Origin of the sequence: Streptomyces sp. NBC_00358 (genome assembly GCF_036099295.1) — a bacterium.
Taxonomy (GTDB): Bacteria; Actinomycetota; Actinomycetes; order Streptomycetales; family Streptomycetaceae; genus Streptomyces.
Genome location: NZ_CP107976.1, coordinates 7,728,282 through 7,751,647 on the forward strand (window position 1 = coordinate 7,728,282; position 23,366 = coordinate 7,751,647).

At 66.5% G+C, this 23,366-nt stretch carries 15 protein-coding genes, 3 rRNA genes and 1 riboswitch; of the genes, 15 read left to right on the top strand and 3 right to left on the bottom strand.

All coding sequences use genetic code 11. From position 1 onward, the window contains the following. The first annotated feature begins 13 nt into the window (after positions 1-13). A complete protein-coding gene (locus OHT01_RS33050) occupies positions 14-907 on the top strand; it encodes a hypothetical protein (protein ID WP_328556764.1) in 894 nt (297 codons plus the stop codon). A 79-nt stretch (positions 908-986) separates the two neighbouring features. On the opposite strand, the gene ptsP is transcribed toward OHT01_RS33050, so the two are convergent. Together ptsP and OHT01_RS33060 are read right to left on the bottom strand one after the other, a co-directional pair. Beyond that, the gene (gene ptsP / locus OHT01_RS33055) at positions 987-2,657 is read right to left on the bottom strand and encodes a phosphoenolpyruvate--protein phosphotransferase (protein ID WP_328556765.1); all 1,671 of its coding nucleotides are present in this window, start codon (positions 2,655-2,657) and stop codon (positions 987-989) included. A gap of 77 nt (positions 2,658-2,734) precedes the next feature. Beyond that, entirely contained in the window at positions 2,735-3,184 is a 450-nt protein-coding gene (locus OHT01_RS33060; protein ID WP_328556766.1) for a PTS sugar transporter subunit IIA, read from the bottom strand. Positions 3,185-3,858: 674 nt separating this feature from the next. On the opposite strand from OHT01_RS33060, the gene OHT01_RS33065 reads away from it, so the two are divergent. The 13 genes from OHT01_RS33065 (at position 3,859) to OHT01_RS33125 (ending at position 19,675) form a co-directional block, all read left to right on the top strand. Continuing rightward, positions 3,859-5,384: ribosomal RNA gene (locus OHT01_RS33065) — 16S ribosomal RNA — on the top strand. A 310-nt stretch (positions 5,385-5,694) separates the two neighbouring features. Further along, positions 5,695-8,818: ribosomal RNA gene (locus tag OHT01_RS33070) — 23S ribosomal RNA — on the top strand. Between the two features lie 86 nt (positions 8,819-8,904). Next, a 5S ribosomal RNA gene (gene rrf, locus OHT01_RS33075) occupies positions 8,905-9,021 on the top strand. The 16S, 23S and 5S rRNA genes sit together here, the layout of an rRNA operon. A 192-nt stretch (positions 9,022-9,213) precedes the next feature. Continuing rightward, complete coding sequence (locus OHT01_RS33080) at positions 9,214-9,822, top strand: CDP-alcohol phosphatidyltransferase family protein (protein ID WP_328556767.1); 609 nt, start codon at positions 9,214-9,216, stop codon at positions 9,820-9,822. 116 nt (positions 9,823-9,938) lie between these two features. Next, on the top strand, positions 9,939-12,434 hold the full coding sequence (locus OHT01_RS33085) for a mannose-1-phosphate guanyltransferase (RefSeq protein WP_328556768.1): 2,496 nt from the start codon (positions 9,939-9,941) through the stop codon (positions 12,432-12,434). Between the two features lie 98 nt (positions 12,435-12,532). Further along, a complete protein-coding gene (locus OHT01_RS33090) occupies positions 12,533-13,438 on the top strand; it encodes a DUF881 domain-containing protein (protein WP_328556769.1) in 906 nt (301 codons plus the stop codon). After that, positions 13,435-13,767, top strand: a complete 333-nt coding sequence (locus tag OHT01_RS33095) for a small basic family protein (protein WP_003988855.1) — start codon at positions 13,435-13,437, stop codon at positions 13,765-13,767. The genes OHT01_RS33090 and OHT01_RS33095 overlap by 4 nt, the downstream gene beginning before the upstream one ends. Before the next feature lie 5 nt (positions 13,768-13,772). Further along, a complete protein-coding gene (locus OHT01_RS33100; RefSeq protein WP_328556770.1) occupies positions 13,773-14,654 on the top strand; it encodes a DUF881 domain-containing protein in 882 nt (293 codons plus the stop codon). Positions 14,655-14,715: 61 nt separating this feature from the next. Beyond that, entirely contained in the window at positions 14,716-15,672 is a 957-nt protein-coding gene (locus tag OHT01_RS33105) for an FHA domain-containing protein (RefSeq protein ID WP_328556771.1), read from the top strand. Between the two features lie 42 nt (positions 15,673-15,714). Continuing rightward, complete coding sequence (gene ftsR / locus OHT01_RS33110; RefSeq protein WP_328556772.1) at positions 15,715-16,470, top strand: transcriptional regulator FtsR; 756 nt, start codon at positions 15,715-15,717, stop codon at positions 16,468-16,470. 86 nt (positions 16,471-16,556) lie between these two features. Beyond that, positions 16,557-17,030, top strand: coding sequence for a bifunctional nuclease family protein (locus OHT01_RS33115; RefSeq protein WP_006123076.1), 474 nt, complete (start codon positions 16,557-16,559; stop codon positions 17,028-17,030). 218 nt (positions 17,031-17,248) lie between these two features. Continuing rightward, entirely contained in the window at positions 17,249-17,923 is a 675-nt protein-coding gene (locus tag OHT01_RS33120) for a MerR family transcriptional regulator (protein WP_328556773.1), read from the top strand. A 72-nt stretch (positions 17,924-17,995) separates the two neighbouring features. Next, the gene (locus tag OHT01_RS33125; RefSeq protein ID WP_328556774.1) at positions 17,996-19,675 is read left to right on the top strand and encodes a DNA polymerase IV; all 1,680 of its coding nucleotides are present in this window, start codon (positions 17,996-17,998) and stop codon (positions 19,673-19,675) included. Here the strand turns inward: OHT01_RS33125 and OHT01_RS33130 are convergent. Further along, positions 19,600-19,968 carry a PRC-barrel domain-containing protein gene (locus tag OHT01_RS33130; protein ID WP_328556775.1) on the bottom strand — a complete coding sequence of 123 codons (369 nt, stop codon included), beginning with the start codon at positions 19,966-19,968 and terminating at the stop codon, positions 19,600-19,602. The two genes, OHT01_RS33125 and OHT01_RS33130, sit on opposite strands and share 76 nt — an antisense overlap. 114 nt (positions 19,969-20,082) lie before the next feature. Next, positions 20,083-20,178, top strand: a riboswitch (glycine riboswitch). 174 nt (positions 20,179-20,352) lie between these two features. Between OHT01_RS33130 and gcvP the strand changes: the two genes are divergently transcribed. Beyond that, positions 20,353-23,238 carry an aminomethyl-transferring glycine dehydrogenase gene (gcvP, locus tag OHT01_RS33135; protein ID WP_328556776.1) on the top strand — a complete coding sequence of 962 codons (2,886 nt, stop codon included), beginning with the start codon at positions 20,353-20,355 and terminating at the stop codon, positions 23,236-23,238. Positions 23,239-23,366 lie beyond the last annotated feature (128 nt).

Sequence of the window (23,366 nt, forward strand, 5' to 3'; positions counted from 1 at the left end):
CGCAGGGGGAAGAATGCCAAACACCGAGCACCGAACCATGCGACGCGTACTGCGCCGCGAAATCGCCGGCACGATCGGCCTGCTGACCGACGAACAGGACTTCCGGGCGATGCGGCGCTACCGCACCTTCGCCTTCGAGGACCACACGACCTATCTTCGGCAGGTCGAAGCCCTGCTCAAGACCCTCGCCGCCCAGGGCAGCCACACGACGGTGGCGCTCTTCGACCCCGAGGAGTACGCCGAGTACTGCGTGGACAGCGGCCTGGAGCCCGACACCCCGGCGAGCCGCACCCGCTTCACCGCACAACTGGCGGCGACCGGCCCCACCGTTCCCTACGACGGACAGCCCCTCGACCAGTTGCTCCCGGACCTGGTCGACGAAGCGGTCCGCCGGGCCACCTGGGAGTACGCGACCACATTCCTGGCCCGCATCGGCACCTGCGCGACCTGCGGCGAGGACATCGGCCGCGCCTCCTTCATCCGCGCCGCCCACCTCCTCACCCGTGTCATCGACACCGCGGGCCCGGGAGACCTCCATCTCGTGTGCAGCGTCTCGACAGCGCCCGACACACTCGTCGCCGTGCTCCGGGCGGAGGACCGCGCGGAAGGCACGACACGCCTCGACGAATCCGAAGCCCTCGAATTCACCACCGTCCTGGCCCTCGGCATCGCGACCCGCAGCGCCAGCGGACTCGTCATGCGCACCACCGCACCCGACAGCACCGACCGTGTCTACGGATGGCGACTGCGTGGGGAGGACCTGGAACCCCTCACCGCCGGGGAGGTGTTCGACGCTTACTGCACCGACATCGAATCCGGAGACCTCGTCTCCCCGGAATCGGGCGTCGACTACTGCGAGCCGCCCGATCTCGGTGACGACGGAAAGGGGACGGGCCACACGCACTGAACGCGAGAGGGGCGCCCCATCCGCAGATGGAGCGCCCCGTTACCGCCAAGGCGGTCGCCCGGTGGACGGAACGGTCCGGCTATTCGCCGGACAGCACCGCCTGAGCCGCGGTGCGCGCCTCTTCCGCCGTGTCCGTGGCACGCGCGGCCGAGGCGGCACGCTCGCACTGGGCCAGCGTGTACTTCGCCAGCGTGGCCCGAACATAGGGAATCGACGCCGCGCCCATCGACAGGGAGGTGACGCCCAGGCCGGTCAGCACACAGGCGAGCAGGGGGTCCGACGCGGCCTCACCACAGACACCGCAACTCTTGCCCTCGGCCTTCGCCGCCTCCGCGGACAGTGCGACCAGGTCGAGCAGAGCCGGCTGCCACGGATCCTGCAGACGGGACACCGCGCCCACCTGCCGGTCGGCGGCGAACGTGTACTGCGCGAGGTCGTTCGTCCCCAAGGAGAGGAACTCGACCTCCTGCAGAATCGACCGGGCCCGCAGCGCGGCCGACGGGATCTCCACCATCGCGCCGAACTTCGCCCGCAGCCCGGCCGCACGGCACGCGTCCGCGAACGCCTTGGCGTCCGTCCGGTCAGCGACCATCGGAGCCATCACTTCGAGATAGACAGGCAGTCCGTCCGAAGCCTTCGCGAGCGCGCTGAGCTGCGTACGCAGCACGTCGGGGTGGTCGAGCAACGAACGCAGACCCCGCACGCCGAGCGCGGGATTCGGCTCGTCGGCCGGAGTCAGGAAGTCCAGTGGCTTGTCCGCGCCCGCGTCGAGCACCCGCACCACGACACGGCCCTCGGGGAAGGCTTCCAGCACCTGGCGATACGCCTCGACCTGCTTCTCCTCGGACGGCGCGTTCTTGCTGTCGTCGAGGAAGAGGAACTCGGTACGGAACAGGCCGACGCCCTCGGCCCCGGCCTCCACTGCCGCGGGCACGTCCGCCGGACCGCCGACGTTGGCCAGCAACGGCACCTTGTGCCCGTCGGAGGTGGCGCCGGGACCCGTCGAGGCGGACAAGGCCGCCCTGCGCTGGGCGGCCGCGGACTCCAGCTGCGCCTTCTTCTCCTCGCTCGGCTCCACGAAGACCTCACCCGTGCTGCCGTCGACCGCGATCACGGTGCCCTCGGCGAGCTCACCCGCGCCGGGAAGCGCCACGACGGCCGGTACACCCAGGGCACGCGCCAGGATCGCGCTGTGGCTGGTCGGCCCGCCCTCCTCGGTGACGAAGCCGAGCACCAGGGTCGGGTCCAGCAGCGCCGTGTCGGCGGGCGCGAGGTCACGCGCGATCAGGACGTAGGGCTCGTCGCTGTCCGGGACGCCCGGCATGGGCACACCGAGCAGCCGCGCGACGATACGGTTCCGCACGTCGTCGAGATCCGCCACACGACCTGCGAGGTACTCGCCGGCGCCGGCCAGGAGCGCCCGGTACGCGGCCAGCGCGTCGTAGACCGCACGCTCGGCCGTGCTGCCGACGGCGATCCGCCGGTCCACGTCGGCCATCAGCTCGGGGTCCTGGGCCATCATGGCCTGAGCCTCGAGCACTGCCTGGGCTTCGCCCCCCGCCAGATTGCCGCGCGCAATCAGGTCGGCTGCCACAGCCTCCACGGCTTTGCGGGCACGGCCCTGCTCGCGCCCCGCGTCCTCCGCCGGGATCTGCTTGGCGGGCGGTTCGAGAACCGCCGTTCCCATATGCCGAACCTCGCCGATGGCCACACCGTGGCTCACGCCGACGCCTCGCAGCGTTGTCTCCATCTCACCCGTCTCCGATAGTGCGGCAGGTATCGCCGCCGTGATGGTTGTCGAACGCGCCGTCCGGGACGGCGTCGATGTCACTGCCAGCCGAAGAGTTCGTCGCCGGCCTTCACATCGCCGTTCTCGCGGACGTCGGAGAGGGAGTCCGCCGTGGCTTCGAGGGCCACGACCGGACACACCGGGGATTTGCCGGCCGCCTCGACGGCGGCGGGGTTCCAGCGCACGACGCTCTGACCGCGCGTCACGGTGTCCCCCTTGTTGACGAGCAGCTCGAAGCCCTCGCCATTGAGCTGCACGGTGTCGATGCCCAGGTGCGTGAGCACCCCGTGGCCCTCGCCGTCGACGACGACGAACGCGTGCGGATGAAGGGAGACGATCACTCCGTCGACGGGAGCGACAGCCTCCGAGGGCTCACGCACGGGGTCGATCGCCGTGCCGGGGCCGACCATCGCCCCCGAGAAGACGGGGTCCGGTACCGCGGCGAGTCCGATGGCGCGTCCTGCAAGAGGGGACGTCACGGTGGTCATGGGAAGCCTCCGAGGGGTGGAGATCTATACGGGCCGTCACTGCCTGTCTGTCCCGGACAGCGCACTGTTGAGCAGGGTATGTCATATGAAGTGCCGGTTCCGCGCGAGAGATCCCGGTTGGCGCCGTAGAGGAGCAGGGCAAACGATTTGCGCCCGCTCCCGCACCCCATGTAGAGTCGTACTCCTGCTTGAGGCTGAGCGGCGTGACCAAGCGTCGTTGCCCGGCAGCACCCAACTTGTCAGATCCTATCTCGGGGTCCCCTTCCGCATGTCTGCGGGACGGTGGTCAGAGAGACGGAAATCCACTGATAGAGTCGGACTCGCCGGAAAGGGAAACGCGGAAGCGGGAACCTGGAAAGCACCGAGGAAATCGGATACGGAAACGGTCTGATAGAGTCGGAAACGCAAGACCGAAGGGAAGCGCCCGGAGGAAAGCCCGAGAGGGTGAGTACAAAGGAAGCGTCCGTTCCTTGAGAACTCAACAGCGTGCCAAAAATCAACGCCAGATTTGTTGATACCCCGTCTCCGGCCGATCGGTCGGGACGAGGTTCCTTTGAAAAAGTCCTGCCGGGCATTGTTCCGGTAGGCGCATCAGCGAGGACGCTGTGAACCGAAGGGATTATTCCTCCCTCCGGTTCCGCTCTCATGATGTTTCACCGGATTACCGGTAAACATTCACGGAGAGTTTGATCCTGGCTCAGGACGAACGCTGGCGGCGTGCTTAACACATGCAAGTCGAACGATGAACCACTTCGGTGGGGATTAGTGGCGAACGGGTGAGTAACACGTGGGCAATCTGCCCTTCACTCTGGGACAAGCCCTGGAAACGGGGTCTAATACCGGATAACACTCCTGCCTGCATGGGCGGGGGTTAAAAGCTCCGGCGGTGAAGGATGAGCCCGCGGCCTATCAGCTTGTTGGTGAGGTAGTGGCTCACCAAGGCGACGACGGGTAGCCGGCCTGAGAGGGCGACCGGCCACACTGGGACTGAGACACGGCCCAGACTCCTACGGGAGGCAGCAGTGGGGAATATTGCACAATGGGCGAAAGCCTGATGCAGCGACGCCGCGTGAGGGATGACGGCCTTCGGGTTGTAAACCTCTTTCAGCAGGGAAGAAGCGAAAGTGACGGTACCTGCAGAAGAAGCGCCGGCTAACTACGTGCCAGCAGCCGCGGTAATACGTAGGGCGCAAGCGTTGTCCGGAATTATTGGGCGTAAAGAGCTCGTAGGCGGCTTGTCACGTCGGGTGTGAAAGCCCGGGGCTTAACCCCGGGTCTGCATTCGATACGGGCTAGCTAGAGTGTGGTAGGGGAGATCGGAATTCCTGGTGTAGCGGTGAAATGCGCAGATATCAGGAGGAACACCGGTGGCGAAGGCGGATCTCTGGGCCATTACTGACGCTGAGGAGCGAAAGCGTGGGGAGCGAACAGGATTAGATACCCTGGTAGTCCACGCCGTAAACGGTGGGAACTAGGTGTTGGCGACATTCCACGTCGTCGGTGCCGCAGCTAACGCATTAAGTTCCCCGCCTGGGGAGTACGGCCGCAAGGCTAAAACTCAAAGGAATTGACGGGGGCCCGCACAAGCAGCGGAGCATGTGGCTTAATTCGACGCAACGCGAAGAACCTTACCAAGGCTTGACATACACCGGAAAGCATTAGAGATAGTGCCCCCCTTGTGGTCGGTGTACAGGTGGTGCATGGCTGTCGTCAGCTCGTGTCGTGAGATGTTGGGTTAAGTCCCGCAACGAGCGCAACCCTTGTTCTGTGTTGCCAGCATGCCCTTCGGGGTGATGGGGACTCACAGGAGACTGCCGGGGTCAACTCGGAGGAAGGTGGGGACGACGTCAAGTCATCATGCCCCTTATGTCTTGGGCTGCACACGTGCTACAATGGCAGGTACAAAGAGCTGCGAAGCCGCGAGGCGGAGCGAATCTCAAAAAGCCTGTCTCAGTTCGGATTGGGGTCTGCAACTCGACCCCATGAAGTCGGAGTTGCTAGTAATCGCAGATCAGCATTGCTGCGGTGAATACGTTCCCGGGCCTTGTACACACCGCCCGTCACGTCACGAAAGTCGGTAACACCCGAAGCCGGTGGCCCAACCCCTTGTGGGAGGGAGCTGTCGAAGGTGGGACTGGCGATTGGGACGAAGTCGTAACAAGGTAGCCGTACCGGAAGGTGCGGCTGGATCACCTCCTTTCTAAGGAGCATCTAGGCCGCCAAGCTTGCTTGGTGGTCCAGGGCCATTACGTCGGCACACGTTCGACGGTGGTTGCTCATGGGTGGAACGTTGATTATTCGGCACTCTCAGTCATCTCGGGCTGCCAGTACTGCTCTTCGGAGCGTGGAAAGCTGATCACGAGTGGTTGAGGTGTCGGGCACGCTGTTGGGTGTCTGAAGGTACGGCCGAAAGGCTGCCTTCAGTGCCGGCCCCAGTGAACTTGCCTCCGGGCAGGGTGATGGGTGGTTGGTCGTTGTTTGAGAACTGCACAGTGGACGCGAGCATCTGTGGCCAAGTTTTTAAGGGCGCACGGTGGATGCCTTGGCACCAGGAACCGATGAAGGACGTGGGAGGCCACGATAGTCCCCGGGGAGCCGTCAACCAGGCTTTGATCCGGGGGTTTCCGAATGGGGAAACCCGGCAGTCGTCATGGGCTGTCACCCATACCTGAACACATAGGGTATGTGGAGGGAACGCGGGGAAGTGAAACATCTCAGTACCCGCAGGAAGAGAAAACAACCGTGATTCCGGGAGTAGTGGCGAGCGAAACCGGATGAGGCCAAACCTTGTATGTGTGAGACCCGGCAGGGGTTGCATGCAAGGGGTTGTGGGATCTCTCTTTCACAGTCTGCCGGCTGTGAGACGAGTCAGAAACCGTTGATGTAGGCGAAGGACATGCGAAAGGTCCGGCGTAGAGGGTAAGACCCCCGTAGTCGAAACATCAACGGCTCGTTTGAGAGACACCCAAGTAGCACGGGGCCCGAGAAATCCCGTGTGAATCTGGCGGGACCACCCGCTAAGCCTAAATATTCCCTGGTGACCGATAGCGGATAGTACCGTGAGGGAATGGTGAAAAGTACCGCGGGAGCGGAGTGAAATAGTACCTGAAACCGTGTGCCTACAAGCCGTGGGAGCGTCGCGCATTGAGTTTACTCAGTGCGTCGTGACTGCGTGCCTTTTGAAGAATGAGCCTGCGAGTTTGCGGTGCGTTGCGAGGTTAACCCGTGTGGGGAAGCCGTAGCGAAAGCGAGTCCGAATAGGGCGATTCAGTAGCGCGCTCAAGACCCGAAGCGGAGTGATCTAGCCATGGGCAGGTTGAAGCGGCTGTAAGAGGTCGTGGAGGACCGAACCCACCAGGGTTGAAAACCTGGGGGATGACCTGTGGTTAGGGGTGAAAGGCCAATCAAACTCCGTGATAGCTGGTTCTCCCCGAAATGCATTTAGGTGCAGCGTCGTGTGTTTCTTGCCGGAGGTAGAGCACTGGATAGGCGATGGGCCCTACCGGGTTACTGACCTTAGCCAAACTCCGAATGCCGGTAAGTGAGAGCGCGGCAGTGAGACTGTGGGGGATAAGCTCCATGGTCGAGAGGGAAACAGCCCAGAGCATCGACTAAGGCCCCTAAGCGTACGCTAAGTGGGAAAGGATGTGGAGTCGCACAGACAACCAGGAGGTTGGCTTAGAAGCAGCCACCCTTGAAAGAGTGCGTAATAGCTCACTGGTCTAGTGATTCCGCGCCGACAATGTAGCGGGGCTCAAGCGTACCGCCGAAGTCGTGTCATTGCAGCGTATAGCCCCAACGGGTGTTGTGATGGGTAGGGGAGCGTCGTGTGCCGGGTGAAGCCGCGCCGGAAGGCAGTGGTGGACGGTTCACGAGTGAGAATGCAGGCATGAGTAGCGATACACACGTGAGAAACGTGTGCGCCGATTGACTAAGGGTTCCTGGGTCAAGCTGATCTGCCCAGGGTAAGTCGGGACCTAAGGCGAGGCCGACAGGCGTAGTCGATGGATAACCGGTTGATATTCCGGTACCCGCTGTGAAGCGTCAAACATTGAACCAGGCGATGCTAAGTCCGTGAAGCCGCCCCGGAGCCTTCGGGCAAGGGGGAGTGGTGGAGCCGACGGTCCAGACCTGTAGTAGGTGAGTGATGGGGTGACGCAGGAAGGTAGTCCATCCCGGGCGGTGGTTGTCCCGGGGTAAGGGTGTAGGCCGTGTGATAGGCAAATCCGTCACACATTAAGGCTGAGACCTGATGCCGAGCCGATTGTGGTGAAGTGGATGATCCTATGCTGTCGAGAAAAGCCTCTAGCGAGTTTCATGGCGGCCCGTACCCTAAACCGACTCAGGTGGTCAGGTAGAGAATACCGAGGCGTTCGGGTGAACTATGGTTAAGGAACTCGGCAAAATGCCCCCGTAACTTCGGGAGAAGGGGGCCATCACTGGTGATCCGATTTACTCGGTGAGCTGGGGGTGGCCGCAGAGACCAGCGAGAAGCGACTGTTTACTAAAAACACAGGTCCGTGCGAAGCCGTAAGGCGATGTATACGGACTGACGCCTGCCCGGTGCTGGAACGTTAAGGGGACCGGTTAGTCACTCTTCGGGGTGGCGAAGCTGAGAACTTAAGCGCCAGTAAACGGCGGTGGTAACTATAACCATCCTAAGGTAGCGAAATTCCTTGTCGGGTAAGTTCCGACCTGCACGAATGGCGTAACGACTTCTCGACTGTCTCAACCATAGGCCCGGTGAAATTGCACTACGAGTAAAGATGCTCGTTTCGCGCAGCAGGACGGAAAGACCCCGGGACCTTTACTACAGTTTGATATTGGTGTTCGGTTCGGCTTGTGTAGGATAGGTGGGAGACTGTGAAGTGCGGGCGCCAGCCCGTGTGGAGTCGCCGTTGAAATACCACTCTGGTCGTGCTGGATGTCTAACCTGGGTCCGTGATCCGGATCAGGGACAGTGTCTGATGGGTAGTTTAACTGGGGCGGTTGCCTCCTAAAGAGTAACGGAGGCGCCCAAAGGTTCCCTCAGCCTGGTTGGCAATCAGGTGTTGAGTGTAAGTGCACAAGGGAGCTTGACTGTGAGACCGACGGGTCGAGCAGGGACGAAAGTCGGGACTAGTGATCCGGCGGTGGCTTGTGGAAGCGCCGTCGCTCAACGGATAAAAGGTACCCCGGGGATAACAGGCTGATCTTCCCCAAGAGTCCATATCGACGGGATGGTTTGGCACCTCGATGTCGGCTCGTCGCATCCTGGGGCTGGAGTCGGTCCCAAGGGTTGGGCTGTTCGCCCATTAAAGCGGTACGCGAGCTGGGTTTAGAACGTCGTGAGACAGTTCGGTCCCTATCCGCTGTGCGCGTAGGAATATTGAGAAGGGCTGTCCCTAGTACGAGAGGACCGGGACGGACGAACCTCTGGTGTGCCAGTTGTCCTGCCAAGGGCATGGCTGGTTGGCTACGTTCGGGAGGGATAACCGCTGAAAGCATCTAAGCGGGAAGCCTGCTTCGAGATGAGTATTCCCACCCCCTTTGAGGGGTTAAGGCTCCCAGTAGACGACTGGGTTGATAGGCCAGATCTGGAAGGCGGGCAACCGCTGGAGGTGACTGGTACTAATAGGCCGAGGGCTTGTCCTCAGTTGCTCGCGTCCACTGTGTTGGTTCTGAAACCACGAACAACCGTCGTAGCTATGCCACGGCTCCGGTTGACAGTTTCATAGTGTTTCGGTGGTCATAGCGTGAGGGAAACGCCCGGTTACATTCCGAACCCGGAAGCTAAGCCTCACAGCGCCGATGGTACTGCAGGGGGGACCCTGTGGGAGAGTAGGACGCCGCCGAACTAAAATTAGAGCTCCGGCTCTTGGGAATTCATATCCCGAGAGCCGGAGCTTTTTTGTTTTCCGGACAGGATCTTCCCGCACCATCTTCCCCGATGACGTCCACCGCCTTGCCTCCCCCTCTGCGCCGTGGCGTCGGGGCTGCGGGTAAGGTCAGGGGGCATCGTTGGCTCGTTTCCCACAGGAGGCCCCCGGGTGGAGGTCCAGGAGACCCGTGTTCAGACGGACCGGGTCCTCACCATCCCGAACATCCTCAGCATGGCGCGTCTCGTCGGCGTACCCATCTTCCTGTGGTTGATCCTCAGGCCGGAGTTCGGTGGTCCCAAGAGCGACGGCTGGGCGCTGCTCGTGCTCATGCTGAGCGGTATCAGCGACTATCTGGACGGGAAGCTCGCCCGGCGCTGGAACCAGATCAGCAGCCTCGGCCGGCTGCTGGATCCCGCGGCCGACCGGCTCTACATTCTGTCGACGATCGTCGGTCTCACCTGGCGCGGGATTCTTCCGATCTGGCTGACGGCCGCGCTTCTCGCGCGTGAGCTGGTCCTGCTGGTGATGGTGTGGATCCTCCGCCGGCACGGCTATCCGCCCCCGCAGGTGAACTTCCTCGGGAAGGCGGCCACCTTCAACCTGATGTACGCCTTCCCGTTGCTGCTGCTCAGTGACGCGAGCGGCTGGATCGCGTCAGTGGGCGCTATTTTCGGATGGGCGTTCGCCGGATGGGGTACAACGCTGTATTGGTGGGCAGGAGTCCTCTACGTGGTACAGGTCCGCCGGTTGGTCCGGGCGGACACCATGGCCGATTGAGCTCGGCCCGATTGGGCGGCTGTAGTGCCCCGATGGCCCGCGCTCGAAAACTGCGGGACAATCAGGACGGGTGAAGTCGGCTGTACCGTCGTCTCTTCAAGGAGGACGCTTCCGACATGAAGGCCGTCGTGATGGCCGGCGGCGAAGGCACACGCCTTCGCCCAATGACCTCAAGCATGCCCAAGCCGCTCCTGCCGGTGGTGAACCGCCCGATCATGGAGCATGTGCTCAGGCTGCTCAAGAGGCATGGGCTCAGCGAGACCGTCGTCACGGTCCAGTTCCTGGCCTCAATGGTCAAGAACTACTTCGGTGATGGTGAAGAGCTCGGCATGGAGCTCACCTATGCCAATGAGGAGAAGCCACTCGGTACCGCCGGGAGCGTCAAGAACGCCGAGGAGGCGTTGAAGGACGACGCCTTCCTCGTCATCTCCGGCGATGCTCTCACCGACTTCGATCTCACCGAACTCATCAACTTCCACAAGGAGAAGGGCGCGCTCGTCACCGTCTGTCTGACGCGCGTCCCCAATCCGCTGGAATTCGGTATCACCATCGTGGACGAAGAGGGCAAGGTCGAGCGCTTCCTGGAGAAGCCGACCTGGGGCCAGGTCTTCTCGGACACCGTGAACACGGGCATCTACGTCATGGAGCCCGAAGTCTTCGACTACGTCGACGCCGATGTCTCCGTCGACTGGTCCGGCGACGTCTTCCCCCAGCTGATGAAGGAAGGCAAGCCGGTCTACGGCTATATCGCCGAGGGCTACTGGGAGGACGTCGGCACGCACGAGAGCTATGTGAAGGCCCAGGCCGACGTCCTGGAGGGCAAGGTCGACGTCGAACTCGACGGGTTCGAGATCTCCCCGGGCGTATGGGTGGCCGAAGGCGCCGAGGTGCATCCCGACGCCGTACTGCGCGGGCCGCTCTACATCGGTGACTACGCCAAGGTCGAGGCGAACGCCGAGATCCGCGAACACACCGTCGTCGGCTCCAACGTCGTGGTCAAGAACGGCGCGTTCCTCCACCGGGCCGTCGTGCACGACAACGTGTACATCGGTCAGCACAGCAATCTGCGCGGCTGCGTGGTCGGCAAGAACACGGACATCATGCGTGCCGCCCGGATCGAGGACGGCGCCGTGATCGGCGACGAGTGCCTGGTCGGTGAAGAATCGATCATTCAGGGCAACGTCCGCGTCTATCCGTTCAAGACCATCGAGGCCGGCGCCTTCGTCAACACCTCGGTGATCTGGGAGTCGCGCGGTCAGGCCCACCTCTTCGGAGCCCGTGGTGTCTCGGGGATCCTGAACGTCGAGATCACCCCGGAACTGGTGGTGCGACTGGCGGGGGCCTATGCGACGACCCTCAAGAAGGGTTCCACCGTCACCACGGCCCGTGACCACTCCCGAGGTGCCCGCGCGCTGAAGCGAGCCGTGATCTCGGCGTTGCAGACCAGCGCCATCGACGTACGCGACCTCGAGAACGTACCGCTCCCTGTGGCCCGGCAGCAGACGGCCCGGGGCAGCGCGGGCGGAATCATGATCCGGACGACGCCCGGAGTGCCGGACTCCGTCGACATCATGTTCTTCGACGGGCAGGGTGCGGACCTCTCGCAGGGCGGGCAGCGGAAGCTGGACCGGGTCTTCGCGCGGCAGGAGTACCGGCGCGCGTTCCCGGGTGAGATCGGGGACCTGCACTTTCCCGCCAGCGTCTTCGACTCGTACACGGGATCGCTGCTGCGGAACGTCGACACCACCGGTATCGCCGATTCCGGGCTGAAAGTGGTCGTCGACGCGTCCAACGGCAGTGCCGGACTGGTCCTGCCCAGCCTTCTGGGCAAGCTCGGTGTGGACTCCCTGGTGATCAATCCCGGTCTCGACGAGTCCAGGCCGACCGAGACGGTGGAGACGCGGCGGGCCGGCCTGGTGCGGCTGGGCGAGATCGTCGCGTCCGCGCGGGCCGCGTTCGGAGTGCGCTTCGACCCGGTGGGCGAGCGGCTCTCGCTCGTCGACGAGAAGGGGCGGATCGTCGAGGACGACCGGGCCCTGCTCGTCATGCTCGACCTGGTGGCCGCCGAGCGGCGCAGCGGGCGCGTGGCACTGCCGGTCACCACCACTCGGATCGCCGAGCAGGTGGCGGCGTACCACGGCACGCAGGTGGAATGGACGACCACGTCGCCGGACGACCTGACGAGGGTCGGCCGCGAGGAATCGACGATCTTCGGCGGCGACGCGCGCGGCGGGTTCATCATTCCCGAGTTCAGCGGCGTCTTCGACGGCGCGGCCGCGTTCGTACGGCTCATCGGGCTGGTGGCGCGGACTCAGCTCACGCTCAGCCAGATCGACGCGCGGATTCCGCGGGCGCACGTCCTCAAGCGGGACCTCGCGACTCCGTGGGCCGTGAAGGGTCTGGTGATGCGCCGGGTCGTGGAGGAGGCGGGAGACCGCTTCGTGGACACGACGGACGGCGTACGGGTCGTGGAGACGGACGGGCGCTGGGTGATGGTGCTGCCGGACCCTGCCGAGGCGGTCACCCATCTGTGGGCTGAGGGTCCGGACGACGCCTCCGCGGAGGCTCTGCTCGACGAGTGGTCGGCCGTTGTGGACAGCGCCGGCCGCTGAAACGATCTTCACTCGTGCGTGTCGGACATGTGTCCCCAAGGGGGCCTGTCCGGCACGCTGGTGGGGCCATTCGGAGGTAGCACCCACGACGTGCGACGATGTGCGGCATGCCGCAGCAGCCCCCCGTTCGGAGCAGTGCTCCGCGCCCCTCGCGCCCGGACGCCTCCATGTCGCTGCTCACCAACGTCATGGACCACAGCCTCGACGAGGGGTACGCCGAGGCGGCAGCCCGTAGGGAGGCCGAGGGCGTCGGTGGCATGCCCAAGACGGTCCGGGCCAAGCTCGGTCTCGCCGCGGGTCTGGTGCTCGCGGCGCTCGTGGTCACCGTGGGGGCGGCGAACGCGCGGATAGCGGCCCCTGTCGTCGCCAAGGAGCGTCAGGAGCTCATCGACCGGGTCGGGCGCGAGACGTCGGCCGCGGACAAGCTGGAGAGCGGTGTCGACACCCTGCGTGCCGATGTGAGCGCCCGCCAGCGTGCGGCGCTCAAGAAGGACGGCGGGGGGCAGGCCGACCTGGTGAGCATCCTGTCGGGTGCCGTGGCCGTGCACGGACCGGGCGTGAGGCTCGTCGTGAACGACGCCAAGGAAGCCAGCACCGGCGGGGACGGCACCAATCCGCGGGAGACCTCGGGATTCTCCGACACCGGACGTGTCCGGGACCGTGACATGCAGCGCGTCGTGAACGGTCTGTGGGAGTCGGGTGCCGAGGCCATCTCCGTCAACGGACAGCGGCTGACCGCTCTCTCGGCCATCAGGGCCGCCGGTGACGCGATACTGGTCGACAACAAGCCGCTCGTGCCGCCGTACACGGTGCTGGCGGTGGGGGACGGCCAGCGGCTCAGCACCAGGTTCCAGAACAGTGCCGACGGGCTGTATCTGCATGCCCTGCAGGAGAACTACGGCATCCGGACCAGCATTTCAGCCGAGGGCGACGTCCGGTTGTCCGCCGCACCGAGTGTGATCGTACGTACAGCAGAGCCGAGCACAGAGAAGGGCACACCGTGATCGCCGTACTGGGCCTCGTCGTGGGAGTCGTGGCTGGATTGTTGGTCCGGCCCGAGGTTCCGGCGGTTGTCGAGCCTTACCTCCCGATCGCCGTTGTGGCGGCGCTCGACGCCGTCTTCGGCGGTCTGCGCGCGATGCTCGACGGCATCTTCGACGACAAGGTCTTCGTGGTCTCGTTCCTGTCGAACGTCGTCGTCGCAGCGCTGATCGTTTTCCTGGGTGACAAGTTGGGCGTGGGTGCCCAGCTGTCCACGGGTGTCGTGGTCGTCCTCGGCATCCGGATCTTCTCCAACGCCGCGGCGATCCGCCGGCATGTGTTCCGGGCGTGAGGCCGATGAGTAGCGAGAACGAAGAGAACAACGAGAACAACGAGATCGAAGAGATCGAAGAGGAAGCACCCGAGAACCCGCTGCGCGAGGAGCTGCCCGCAGAGGTCCCCGCGGCCGCTCGGGAGCCCGAACCGGAGACGGCCGACGAGAACGTCGAGACGCCTCCGTCCGGCCGTCGGAGGCTGGTCGAGGGGTTGTGGCCGCCGCGGGTGTCGCGTGCCCAACTCATCGTCGCCGTGCTGCTGTTCGGCCTCGGCTTCGGCCTGGCCGTGCAGGTGGCGTCCAACAGCGACGGCGACAGCGCGCTGCGCGGCGCGCGTCAGGAAGATCTCGTGCGCATCCTCGATGAACTCGACAGCCGCACTCAGCGTCTTGAGGACGAGAAGCAAGGACTCGAGGATCAGCGCACCGAGCTGGAGAACAGCTCGAACCAGGCCGAGGAGGCCCGCAAGCAGACGGTCGAGAAGCAGAAGCAACTCGGCATTCTGGCGGGCACCGTGGCCGCTCAGGGTCCTGGCATCACTCTGACCATCGACGACGCGAAGGGGACGGTCAAGGCGGACATGCTGCTCGACGCGATCCAGGAGCTGCGCGCCGCCGGTGCGGAGGCGATCCAGGTGAACGGCGTGCGCGTGGTCGCCGGGACCTATCTGGCCGACTCCGGAGGCGGAGTGAAGGTCGACGGGAACAAGATCACCCAGCCGTATCGTTTCAAGGTCATCGGCAAGCCGCAGGATCTGGAGCCGGCGCTGAACATTCCGGGAGGTGTGGTGCAGACGCTGGAGAAGGAGCAGGCCACCGTCACGGTGAACGGCTCGACGAAGATCGTCGTCGATGCCTTGCGACCGGCGGAGCGGCCTGACTACGCTCAGTCGTCCTCCCGGTGAACGGCGGTCGCATGGGGGTCGCCGGGCGAGGGCAGGAGGTTGCGGGGGGTCGGCGCACCGAATGGGTGGTGCGTGGTGGAAACTGTCTGGTGGATACGGACGTTGTGAGGATGTCCGGGTCGACCGGTGTGTTCAATCAGGGTTCGTCCTGCCCCACGGGCGGGTCTGTTTCGGTCAAGGGGAATCGCCCGTGAAGTTGTTTGCGAAGTTGTTCGGCAAGAGCACGCGAGAGGACAGTGGCGACAACGCGACTGCCCGTCACCGTGCACCGCGCCAGGGAGACGCGGAGGCCCAGAGCGGCGATCGCCCGCTGTTCCGGGACCAGGTCACCGGTCCCGGCGGTCAGGGCGCGTCGTCTGTTGACCCTGCCCAGCCGGGCCGCATAGGTTTCGGGGAACCGTCAGCCTCAAGCACGGGTGGAGGGTTCGCCTCCGATCCGTATGCGTCCCATGCCCCTGGTGGGCAGCCGCGGCAGGAGGATCCGTCCATGTCGGCCCAGGTGTGTTCGAGGTGCGGGAACCGCAACGCGGAGAACAGCCGGTTCTGTTCCAACTGCGGTGCGCCGCTGCGGGGTGGACCGGAGCGTCCCTCGGAGCAGACGTCCACGATCTCCATCTCCGGCATCGAGGCGTACGACGCCGAGGTGACCGGTCAGACGGCGTCGCCGATGCTCTCCCCGGAGGCTCAGGCGGCGGTCGACGCGCTGCCGGTCGGCTCGGCGCTGCTGGTGGTGCGCCGTGGCCCCAACTCGGGCAGCCGCTTCCTGCTGGACGGTGAGCTGACCACGGCGGGGCGTCATCCGCAGAGCGACATCTTCCTCGACGACGTGACGGTGTCGCGTCGGCACGTGGAGTTCCGTCGCGTCGCGGACGGCTCGTTCACGGTCGCCGACGTCGGCAGCCTGAACGGCACGTACGTCAACCGGGAGCGGATCGACCAGGTCCCGCTGTCGAACGGTGACGAGGTGCAGATCGGCAAGTACCGGCTGGTGTTCTACGCGAGCCAGCAGGGCGTCTGACCCTCCCCCAACTCCGTCCGGGGGGACACCGAGGGAATGTCCATGCTTCAAACACCGAGCGGCGGTGCCGGCAGCGGTACCGCCGCCACGGACAGTGGGCTGATGAGCATCGGCGCGGTGCTGAACATGCTGCGCGACGAGTTCCCCGAAGTCACCATCTCCAAGATCCGATTCCTGGAGTCGGAGGGGCTCGTCGAGCCGCGGCGGACCCCTTCGGGGTACCGCAAGTTCAGCGCGGACGATGTCGAACGCCTCGGCCACGTCCTGAGGATGCAGCGCGACCACTACCTCCCGCTGAAGGTGATCCGCGAGCACCTGGACGCCCTGGAGCGCGGTGAGAAGGTGCGTCTGCCCTCCGTGGGCCGCCAGCGCGACGCCGGTGAGGGAGAACCCGCGGGGGAGCTCTACGGCGAACCCGAAGGCCCCACCGCGGCCCGGGTGGGCCGTGCGGAGCTGCTGGCCGCCGCGGAGATCGGCGAGCAGCAGCTCCAGGAGTGGGAGTCGTACGGGCTGATCGGGCCTCTGCCGGACGGTGTGTACGACGCCGAGGCGGTGACCGTCGCCGCGCTCGTCGTCGAGCTGGGACGCTTCGGGATCGAGCCGCGCCATCTGCGGGCGATGAAGGCCGCTGCGGAGCGTGACGCGGGACTGGTGGACCAGGTGGTCGCCCCCCTGCGGCGGCACCGCAATCCGCAGACGCGGGCGCACGCGGAGGCCCGTACGAAGGAACTCGCCGGCCTCACGGTGAAGCTGCACGCGGCACTCGTGCAGACCGCGCTGGGCGTGCGACTGCGCTGATCCGGCATACCGGAGCGGGCCGCGGATCGTCTACCCGTTCTGTGCCCGACTACCCAAACGTCCCGGGCACGGCCTAGGGTTGCTGTGTGAACGAGCTCGATGTCGTAGGTGTCCGGGTCGAAATGCCCTCCAACCAACCGATCGTGCTTCTGCGTGAAGTGGGAGGCGACCGCTACCTCCCCATCTGGATCGGACCGGGGGAGGCGACGGCGATCGCCTTCGCTCAGCAGGGCATGGCCCCCGCACGACCGCTGACCCACGACCTGTTCAAGGACGTGCTGGAGGCCGTCGGCCAGGAGCTCACCGAAGTACGCATCACGGACCTTCGCGAGGGCGTCTTCTACGCCGAGCTCGTGTTCGCCAGTGGGGTCGAGGTGAGTGCCAGGCCGTCCGACGCCATAGCGCTCGCCCTGCGCACCGGAACGCCGATCTACGGCAGCGACGGGGTGCTCGACGACGCGGGTATCGCGATCCCGGACGAGCAGGAGGACGAGGTGGAGAAGTTCCGCGAGTTCCTCGACCAGATCTCGCCCGAGGACTTCGGAACCAACAGTCAGTGAGGCCCGGGAGCGGAGCGCCGCTCCGGGTGGCATTTGCCCAGGGTCGGTGTGGTGTGCCGCGGCCCGCGCGGAGAGCATTCGGCTAGCCTTTCCCCGCGGTAGGGCACGGGAAACCACTCTTAGGGTGATTATCACTCGGCGTGCCGAGTGTGGCGATCGTTGACGCGCCCCTGGTGACTGCCTACCGTCGAGAAGGCAGGTCAAGGACGGAGGTCGGCGTGAGAAGCAGCGGCGACGGTACGGCTGGGGGTGCTCCCGGACGCGGTCCGGGGGAGAGCGGCCCGTACCCTCCCCCAAGCTCTCGGCTCGACTCGAGCAGGGGGTACCCCCAGCATGGCGGCGCGGCGGACCATGTTCCGCGGCGGCCCACAGCAGTGCCCGGTGAGGGAGGGGCCGTTCCCGAGGAGGTCGGTTACCGCGGGCCCACGGCGTGCGCGGCCGCGGGCATCACCTACCGGCAGCTGGACTACTGGGCGCGGACCGGTCTGGTCGAGCCCAGTGTGCGTCCCGCCTACGGGTCGGGCACGCAGCGTCTCTACAGCTTCCGGGACGTGGTGGTCCTGAAGATCGTGAAGCGGTTCCTCGACACCGGGGTGTCGCTGCAGAACATCCGCACCACGGTCCAGCATCTGCGGGAGCGCGGCTTCCAGGACCTGGAGCGCATGACGCTGATGAGCGACGGCGCGACGGTCTACGAGTGCACCTCGCCCGACGAGGTCCACGCGCTGCTCCAGGGCGGCCAAGGGGTCTTCGGGATCGCCGTGGGCGTGGTGTGGCGGGACGTGGAGAGTGCCCTGTCGCAGTTGCACGGGGAGCGCGTGGACACCGGCGAGACGCTTCTCGGGCACAACCCCGCCGACGAGCTGGCGCGCAGGCGCAACCGCGCGGTGTGACGCGCGGCCTCCGATGACGCGATGCCCCGGAGTGCCGGGGCATTGTCAGTGGCGTAGGGCAGCATCGGTGATGTGAGAACCGCGCCCACGATCCTGCATCTCGACATGGATGCCTTCTTCGCCTCGGCGGAGCAGGCGTCCAAGCCGAGCCTGCGCGGGAAGGCCGTCGTCGTGGGCGGGCTGGGACCCCGCGGGGTCGTGGCCACGGCCTCGTACGAGGCGCGCGTCTTCGGGGTGAACTCGGCGATGCCCATGGCCCAGGCCCGCAGACGCGCACCGAACGCCGCCTATCTCGTACCGCGCTTCGGGCTCTACCGTGAGGTCAGCGAGCAGGTGATGGGGCTGCTGCGGGCTCTGTCGCCGCTCGTGGAGCCGCTGAGCCTGGACGAGGCGTTCGTGGACCTGGAGGCGGGCGGGACGGCCTGGGACGACGCCTCGGCGCGGCTGGCCGGTGCCAAGCTGCGCGCGGACATCCGGGCGGTCACCGGGCTCACGGGATCGGTGGGGCTCGCCGCCTCCAAGATGCTGGCGAAGATCGCCTCGGAGCAGGCCAAGCCCGACGGTCTCGTGCTGATCGAGCCGGGCACCGAGCGCGCGATGCTGGGCCCCATGCCGGTGCGGACGCTGCCGGGCGTTGGGCCGGCTACCGGCGACCATCTTCGGCGGGCCGGGATCACCACAGTCGAGGAGCTCGCCGAGGCGGGCGAGGACGAGCTCGTACGGCTGCTGGGGAAGGCGCACGGGCACGCCCTGTTCGCGATGGCGCTGGCCCACGACGTGCGGCCCGTGGTGGCCGAGCGGGAGACAAAGTCGGTGTCGGTCGAGGACACGTACGACGTGGACATCCACGACCGGGTCCGGGTGGAGCTAGAGGTGCAGCGGCTCGCGGACCGGTGTGTGGGGAGGCTGCGCCGGGCCGGGCTGTCGGGGCGGACCATCGTGCTGAAGGTGCGCAGGTACGACTTCTCGACGCTGACCCGGTCCGAGACGCTGCGGGGACCCACGGACGACCCCGGGGTCGTCCGTGAGGCCGCCGCGCGGCTCCTGGAGGGCGTGGACACCACGGGAGGCGTGCGCCTGCTGGGGGTCGGTGTCTCGGGGCTCGCCGACTACACGCAGGAGGACCTGTTCGCGCAGGCGCAGGCCGCCGCCGTGGGGGAGCCGACGGCCGAGGAGCAGTCCGTGGACGAGCCGCCGGCCGGGGGGACCCCTGTGGAGGAGGGGCCGCCCGCGGTGCGGCGGTGGCCCGCGGGGCACGACGTGCGTCACGAGGAGTACGGGCACGGCTGGGTGCAGGGCAGCGGGCTGGGGCGGGTCACGGTGCGGTTCGAGACGCCGTACTCCGAGCCCGGCCGGGTCCGGACCTTCCGGACGGACGATCCGCGGCTGGAACCGGCGGATCCGCTGCCCCTGGTGGAGCGAAGACCCCGGGACACCGAGGCGTTCCCGGCGGGTGCCGGACCGTCGGGGTCGCGGGCCGCGCCGCGAGGTCCGGACGGCGGCTCGGACCTGGACCGGGACCGGCGTGCGGACCGGGACCGGGCCCAGGGCACGGGCCGGGACCTGGGCCCGGACAGGAGCGCGGGCCCGGACGCGGGCCCGGAATGGAGTAAGGGTCTGGATGTGGGCCCCGTCCCGGGCGTGGGTGCCGGCGCGGGGCCGGGCGTCCGGGACGCTCAGCCGTCGTCCGTGCCCGCCAGTCGGCCGAAGTCCCGGTCCGGCGGCGGAGGGGACGCCACGTCGAGTCCGTAGTGGTGGTAGAGCTGCAGTTCCTGCTCGGGGGAGAGGTGGCGCCCGACACCGAAGTCGGGGGCGTCCTTGATCAGGGCTCGCTCGAAGGGGATGCGCAGCGTCCCCTCGATGATCTCGCTGGGTTCGAGCGGTACGAAGGCGTCCCTGCTGAACAGGCCGGTGCGTATGGCCGCCCACTCCGGGACGCCGGTCGCGTCGTCGAGGTAGATCTCGTCGATCGTGCCGATCTTGGTGCCGTTGCTGTCGAACGCCTTGCGGCCGATCAGGTTGCGCGGATCGATGTCGGTCTGCACGGTCCCTCCAGTGGTCGCAAACTCATCCGTAAGTACTACAAAAGAGCACATCTGTGAAGGCGGCCACTCGAAGGCTGTCGTCTTGTCCTCGCTGGTAGGCTGGCAAACGGCTGCTGATCCCGTGCGGGAGAGTCCTCCAGACTTCACCGGAGGCGCCGAAGGAGCAACTCCTCCCCGGAATCTCTCAGGCTCACGTACCGCACGGACGAGGTCACTCTGGAAAGCAGGGCGGTGCCTATGGCTCCGCCCTCACCGACGGTGAAAGCCGGGTCGTCCACGGACACCCGGTGAAACTCTCAGGTTGAGATGACAGAGGGGGAGGCCGTCGGGGTACCCGTGCCGGGGTGCCCCTCGAAGGTCGCGTCAGACCAGGAGGCCTCCGCCATGACCGCCCCTCGCATTCCGCTCTCCGAGCTCGAACAGGGAATTCCCTTCGAGCAGCGCCACATCGGCCCCGACTCCGAAGCCCGGGCCAAGATGCTCGCGCACATCGGCTACGGCTCGCTCGACGAGCTGACGGCCGCCGCGGTGCCGGACGTGATCAAGAACGCCGAGGCCCTGAAGCTGCCGGCCGCCCGCACCGAGGCCGAGGTACTGGCCGAGCTCCGCTCCCTCGCGGACCGCAACGAGGTGCTCGGCTCGATGATCGGGCTCGGTTACTACGGCACGTTCACGCCGCCGGTGATCCTGCGCAACGTCATGGAGAACCCCGCCTGGTACACCGCGTACACGCCGTACCAGCCGGAGATCTCGCAGGGCCGCCTCGAGGCGCTGCTGAACTTCCAGACGGTCGTCGCCGAGCTGACCGGCCTGCCGACCTCCGGCGCCTCCCTCCTCGACGAGGGCACCGCGGCCGCCGAGGCGATGGCGCTGTCCCGCCGTATGGGCAAGAACAAGAAGGGCCTCTTCCTGGTCGACGCGGACGCGCTGCCGCAGACCATCGCCGTCATAGAGACCCGCGCCGAGCCGACCGGCGTCGAGATCGTCGTCGCCGACCTCGCCGACGGCATCCCGGCCGACCTCGCCGGGCGCGAGATCAACGGCGTGCTGATCCAGTACCCGGGCGCCTCCGGTGCCGTACGCGACATCAAGCCGATCATCGAGCAGGCGCACGAGCTGGGGGCGGTCGTCACCGTCGCCGCCGACCTGCTCGCCCTGACCCTGCTGACCTCGCCCGGCGAGCTCGACGCGGACATCGCGGTCGGTACGACCCAGCGCTTCGGTGTGCCGATGGGCTTCGGCGGACCCCACGCCGGCTACATGGCGGTGCGCGAGAAGTTCGCGCGCAGCCTCCCCGGCCGGCTGGTCGGCGTGTCCGTGGACGCCGACGGCCACAAGGCGTACCGCCTCGCCCTGCAGACGCGTGAGCAGCACATCCGTCGCGAGAAGGCGACGAGCAACATCTGTACGGCTCAGGTCCTCCTCGCCGTGATGGCCGGCATGTACGCCGTCCACCACGGTCCCGACGGCCTGCGGACCATCGCGCGGCGTACCCACCGCTACGCCACCGTCCTGGCCGCCGGGCTCACCGCCGGCGGTGTCGAGCTCGTGCACGGCGCGTACTTCGACACCCTCACCGCGCGGGTCCCGGGCCGCGCCGCCGAGATCGTGGCCGCCGCCCGCGACCACGGGGTCAACCTCCACCGGGTCGACGCCGACCAGGTGTCGATCTCGTGCGACGAGACGACCACGCGCGACCAGCTCACCGCCGTGTGGACCGCGTTCGGTGTCGAGGGCGACATCGAGGCGCTGGACGCGAGCGCCGAGGACACCCTGCCGGCCGCGCTGCTGCGCACCGACGAGTACCTCACGCACCCCGTGTTCCACCAGCACCGCTCCGAGACGGCGATGCTGCGCTATCTGCGCAGGCTCTCCGACCGCGACTACGCGCTCGACCGCGGCATGATCCCGCTGGGCTCCTGCACCATGAAGCTCAACGCGACCACCGAGATGGAGCCGGTCACCTGGCCCGAGTTCGGGCAGCTCCACCCGTTCGCGCCCAGCGAGCAGGCCGGCGGCTATCTGACGCTGATCCACGAGCTGGAGGACCAGCTCGCCGAGGTCACCGGCTACGACAAGGTGTCGCTCCAGCCCAACGCCGGTTCGCAGGGCGAGCTGGCCGGTCTGCTGGCCGTCCGCGGCTATCACCGCGCCAACGGCGACGAGCAGCGCACCATCTGCCTCATCCCGTCCTCCGCGCACGGCACCAACGCCGCCAGCGCCGTGATGGCCGGCATGAAGGTCGTCGTCGTGAAGACGGCGGACGACGGCGAGATCGACGTCCAGGACCTGCGCGCCAAGATCGAGCAGTACCGCGACGAGCTGTCGGTGCTGATGATCACGTACCCCTCGACGCACGGGGTGTTCGAGGAGCACGTCGCCGACATCTGCGCCCAGGTGCACGAGGCCGGCGGCCAGGTCTACGTCGACGGCGCCAACCTCAACGCCCTGGTGGGCCTCGCCAAGCCGGGCCACTTCGGTGGCGACGTCTCGCACCTCAACCTGCACAAGACGTTCTGCATCCCGCACGGCGGCGGCGGTCCGGGCGTCGGCCCGGTCGGTGTGCGCGCGCACCTGGCGCCGTACCTGCCGAACCACCCGCTGCAGCCCGAGGCCGGTCCCGAGACCGGTGTCGGCCCGATCTCGGCCGCTCCCTGGGGCTCCGCGGGCATTCTGCCCATCTCCTGGTCGTACGTCCGGCTGATGGGCGGCGAGGGCCTCAAGCGCGCCACCCAGGTGGCCGTGCTCTCCGCCAACTACATCGCCAAGCGCCTGGAGCCGCACTACCCGGTGCTGTACACCGGTCCGGCCGGTCTGGTCGCGCACGAGTGCATCATCGACCTGCGCCCGCTCACCAAGGCGACCGGTGTCAGCGTCGACGACATCGCCAAGCGCCTCATCGACTACGGCTTCCACGCGCCGACGATGTCGTTCCCGGTGGCCGGCACGCTGATGATCGAACCGACCGAGTCCGAGGACCTGGGCGAGCTCGACCGGTTCTGCGACGCGATGATCGCGATCCGCGCGGAGATCGAGAAGGTCGGCTCCGGCGAGTGGGCGGTGGACGACAACCCGCTGCGGGGGGCGCCGCACACGGCCGCCGCGCTCGGCGGCGACTGGGAGCACCCCTACAGCCGTGAGGAGGCCGTCTTCCCGGCCGGTGTCTCGGCCGCCGACAAGTACTGGCCGCCGGTGCGCCGCATCGACCAGGCGTACGGCGACCGGAACCTCGTCTGCTCCTGCCCGCCGCTGGACGCCTACGAGGACTGATCAGCGCTCGGCACGTGGACGCCTACGGGGAGTGATCACCCTCGGTCATGCGTCGGGGCCGGTTCGGAGAGTACGTCTCCGGGCCGGCCCCTCGTGTGTCTGGGCGGCCTGTGACGGCCGCCCGGGTC

Bases quoted from the DNA above. Each gene is read 5' to 3' on its own strand.
- OHT01_RS33050 (WP_328556764.1), top strand. From the start codon at position 14: ATGCCAAACACCGAGCACCGAACCATGCGACGCGTACTGCGCCGCGAA.
- ptsP (WP_328556765.1), bottom strand. From the start codon at position 2,657: ATGGAGACAACGCTGCGAGGCGTCGGCGTGAGCCACGGTGTGGCCATC.
- OHT01_RS33060 (WP_328556766.1), bottom strand. From the start codon at position 3,184: ATGACCACCGTGACGTCCCCTCTTGCAGGACGCGCCATCGGACTCGCC.
- OHT01_RS33085 (WP_328556768.1), top strand. From the start codon at position 9,939: ATGAAGGCCGTCGTGATGGCCGGCGGCGAAGGCACACGCCTTCGCCCA.
- OHT01_RS33090 (WP_328556769.1), top strand. From the start codon at position 12,533: ATGTGCGGCATGCCGCAGCAGCCCCCCGTTCGGAGCAGTGCTCCGCGC.
- OHT01_RS33100 (WP_328556770.1), top strand. From the start codon at position 13,773: ATGAGTAGCGAGAACGAAGAGAACAACGAGAACAACGAGATCGAAGAG.
- OHT01_RS33105 (WP_328556771.1), top strand. From the start codon at position 14,716: ATGGGTGGTGCGTGGTGGAAACTGTCTGGTGGATACGGACGTTGTGAG.
- ftsR (WP_328556772.1), top strand. From the start codon at position 15,715: ATGCTTCAAACACCGAGCGGCGGTGCCGGCAGCGGTACCGCCGCCACG.
- gcvP (WP_328556776.1), top strand. From the start codon at position 20,353: ATGACCGCCCCTCGCATTCCGCTCTCCGAGCTCGAACAGGGAATTCCC.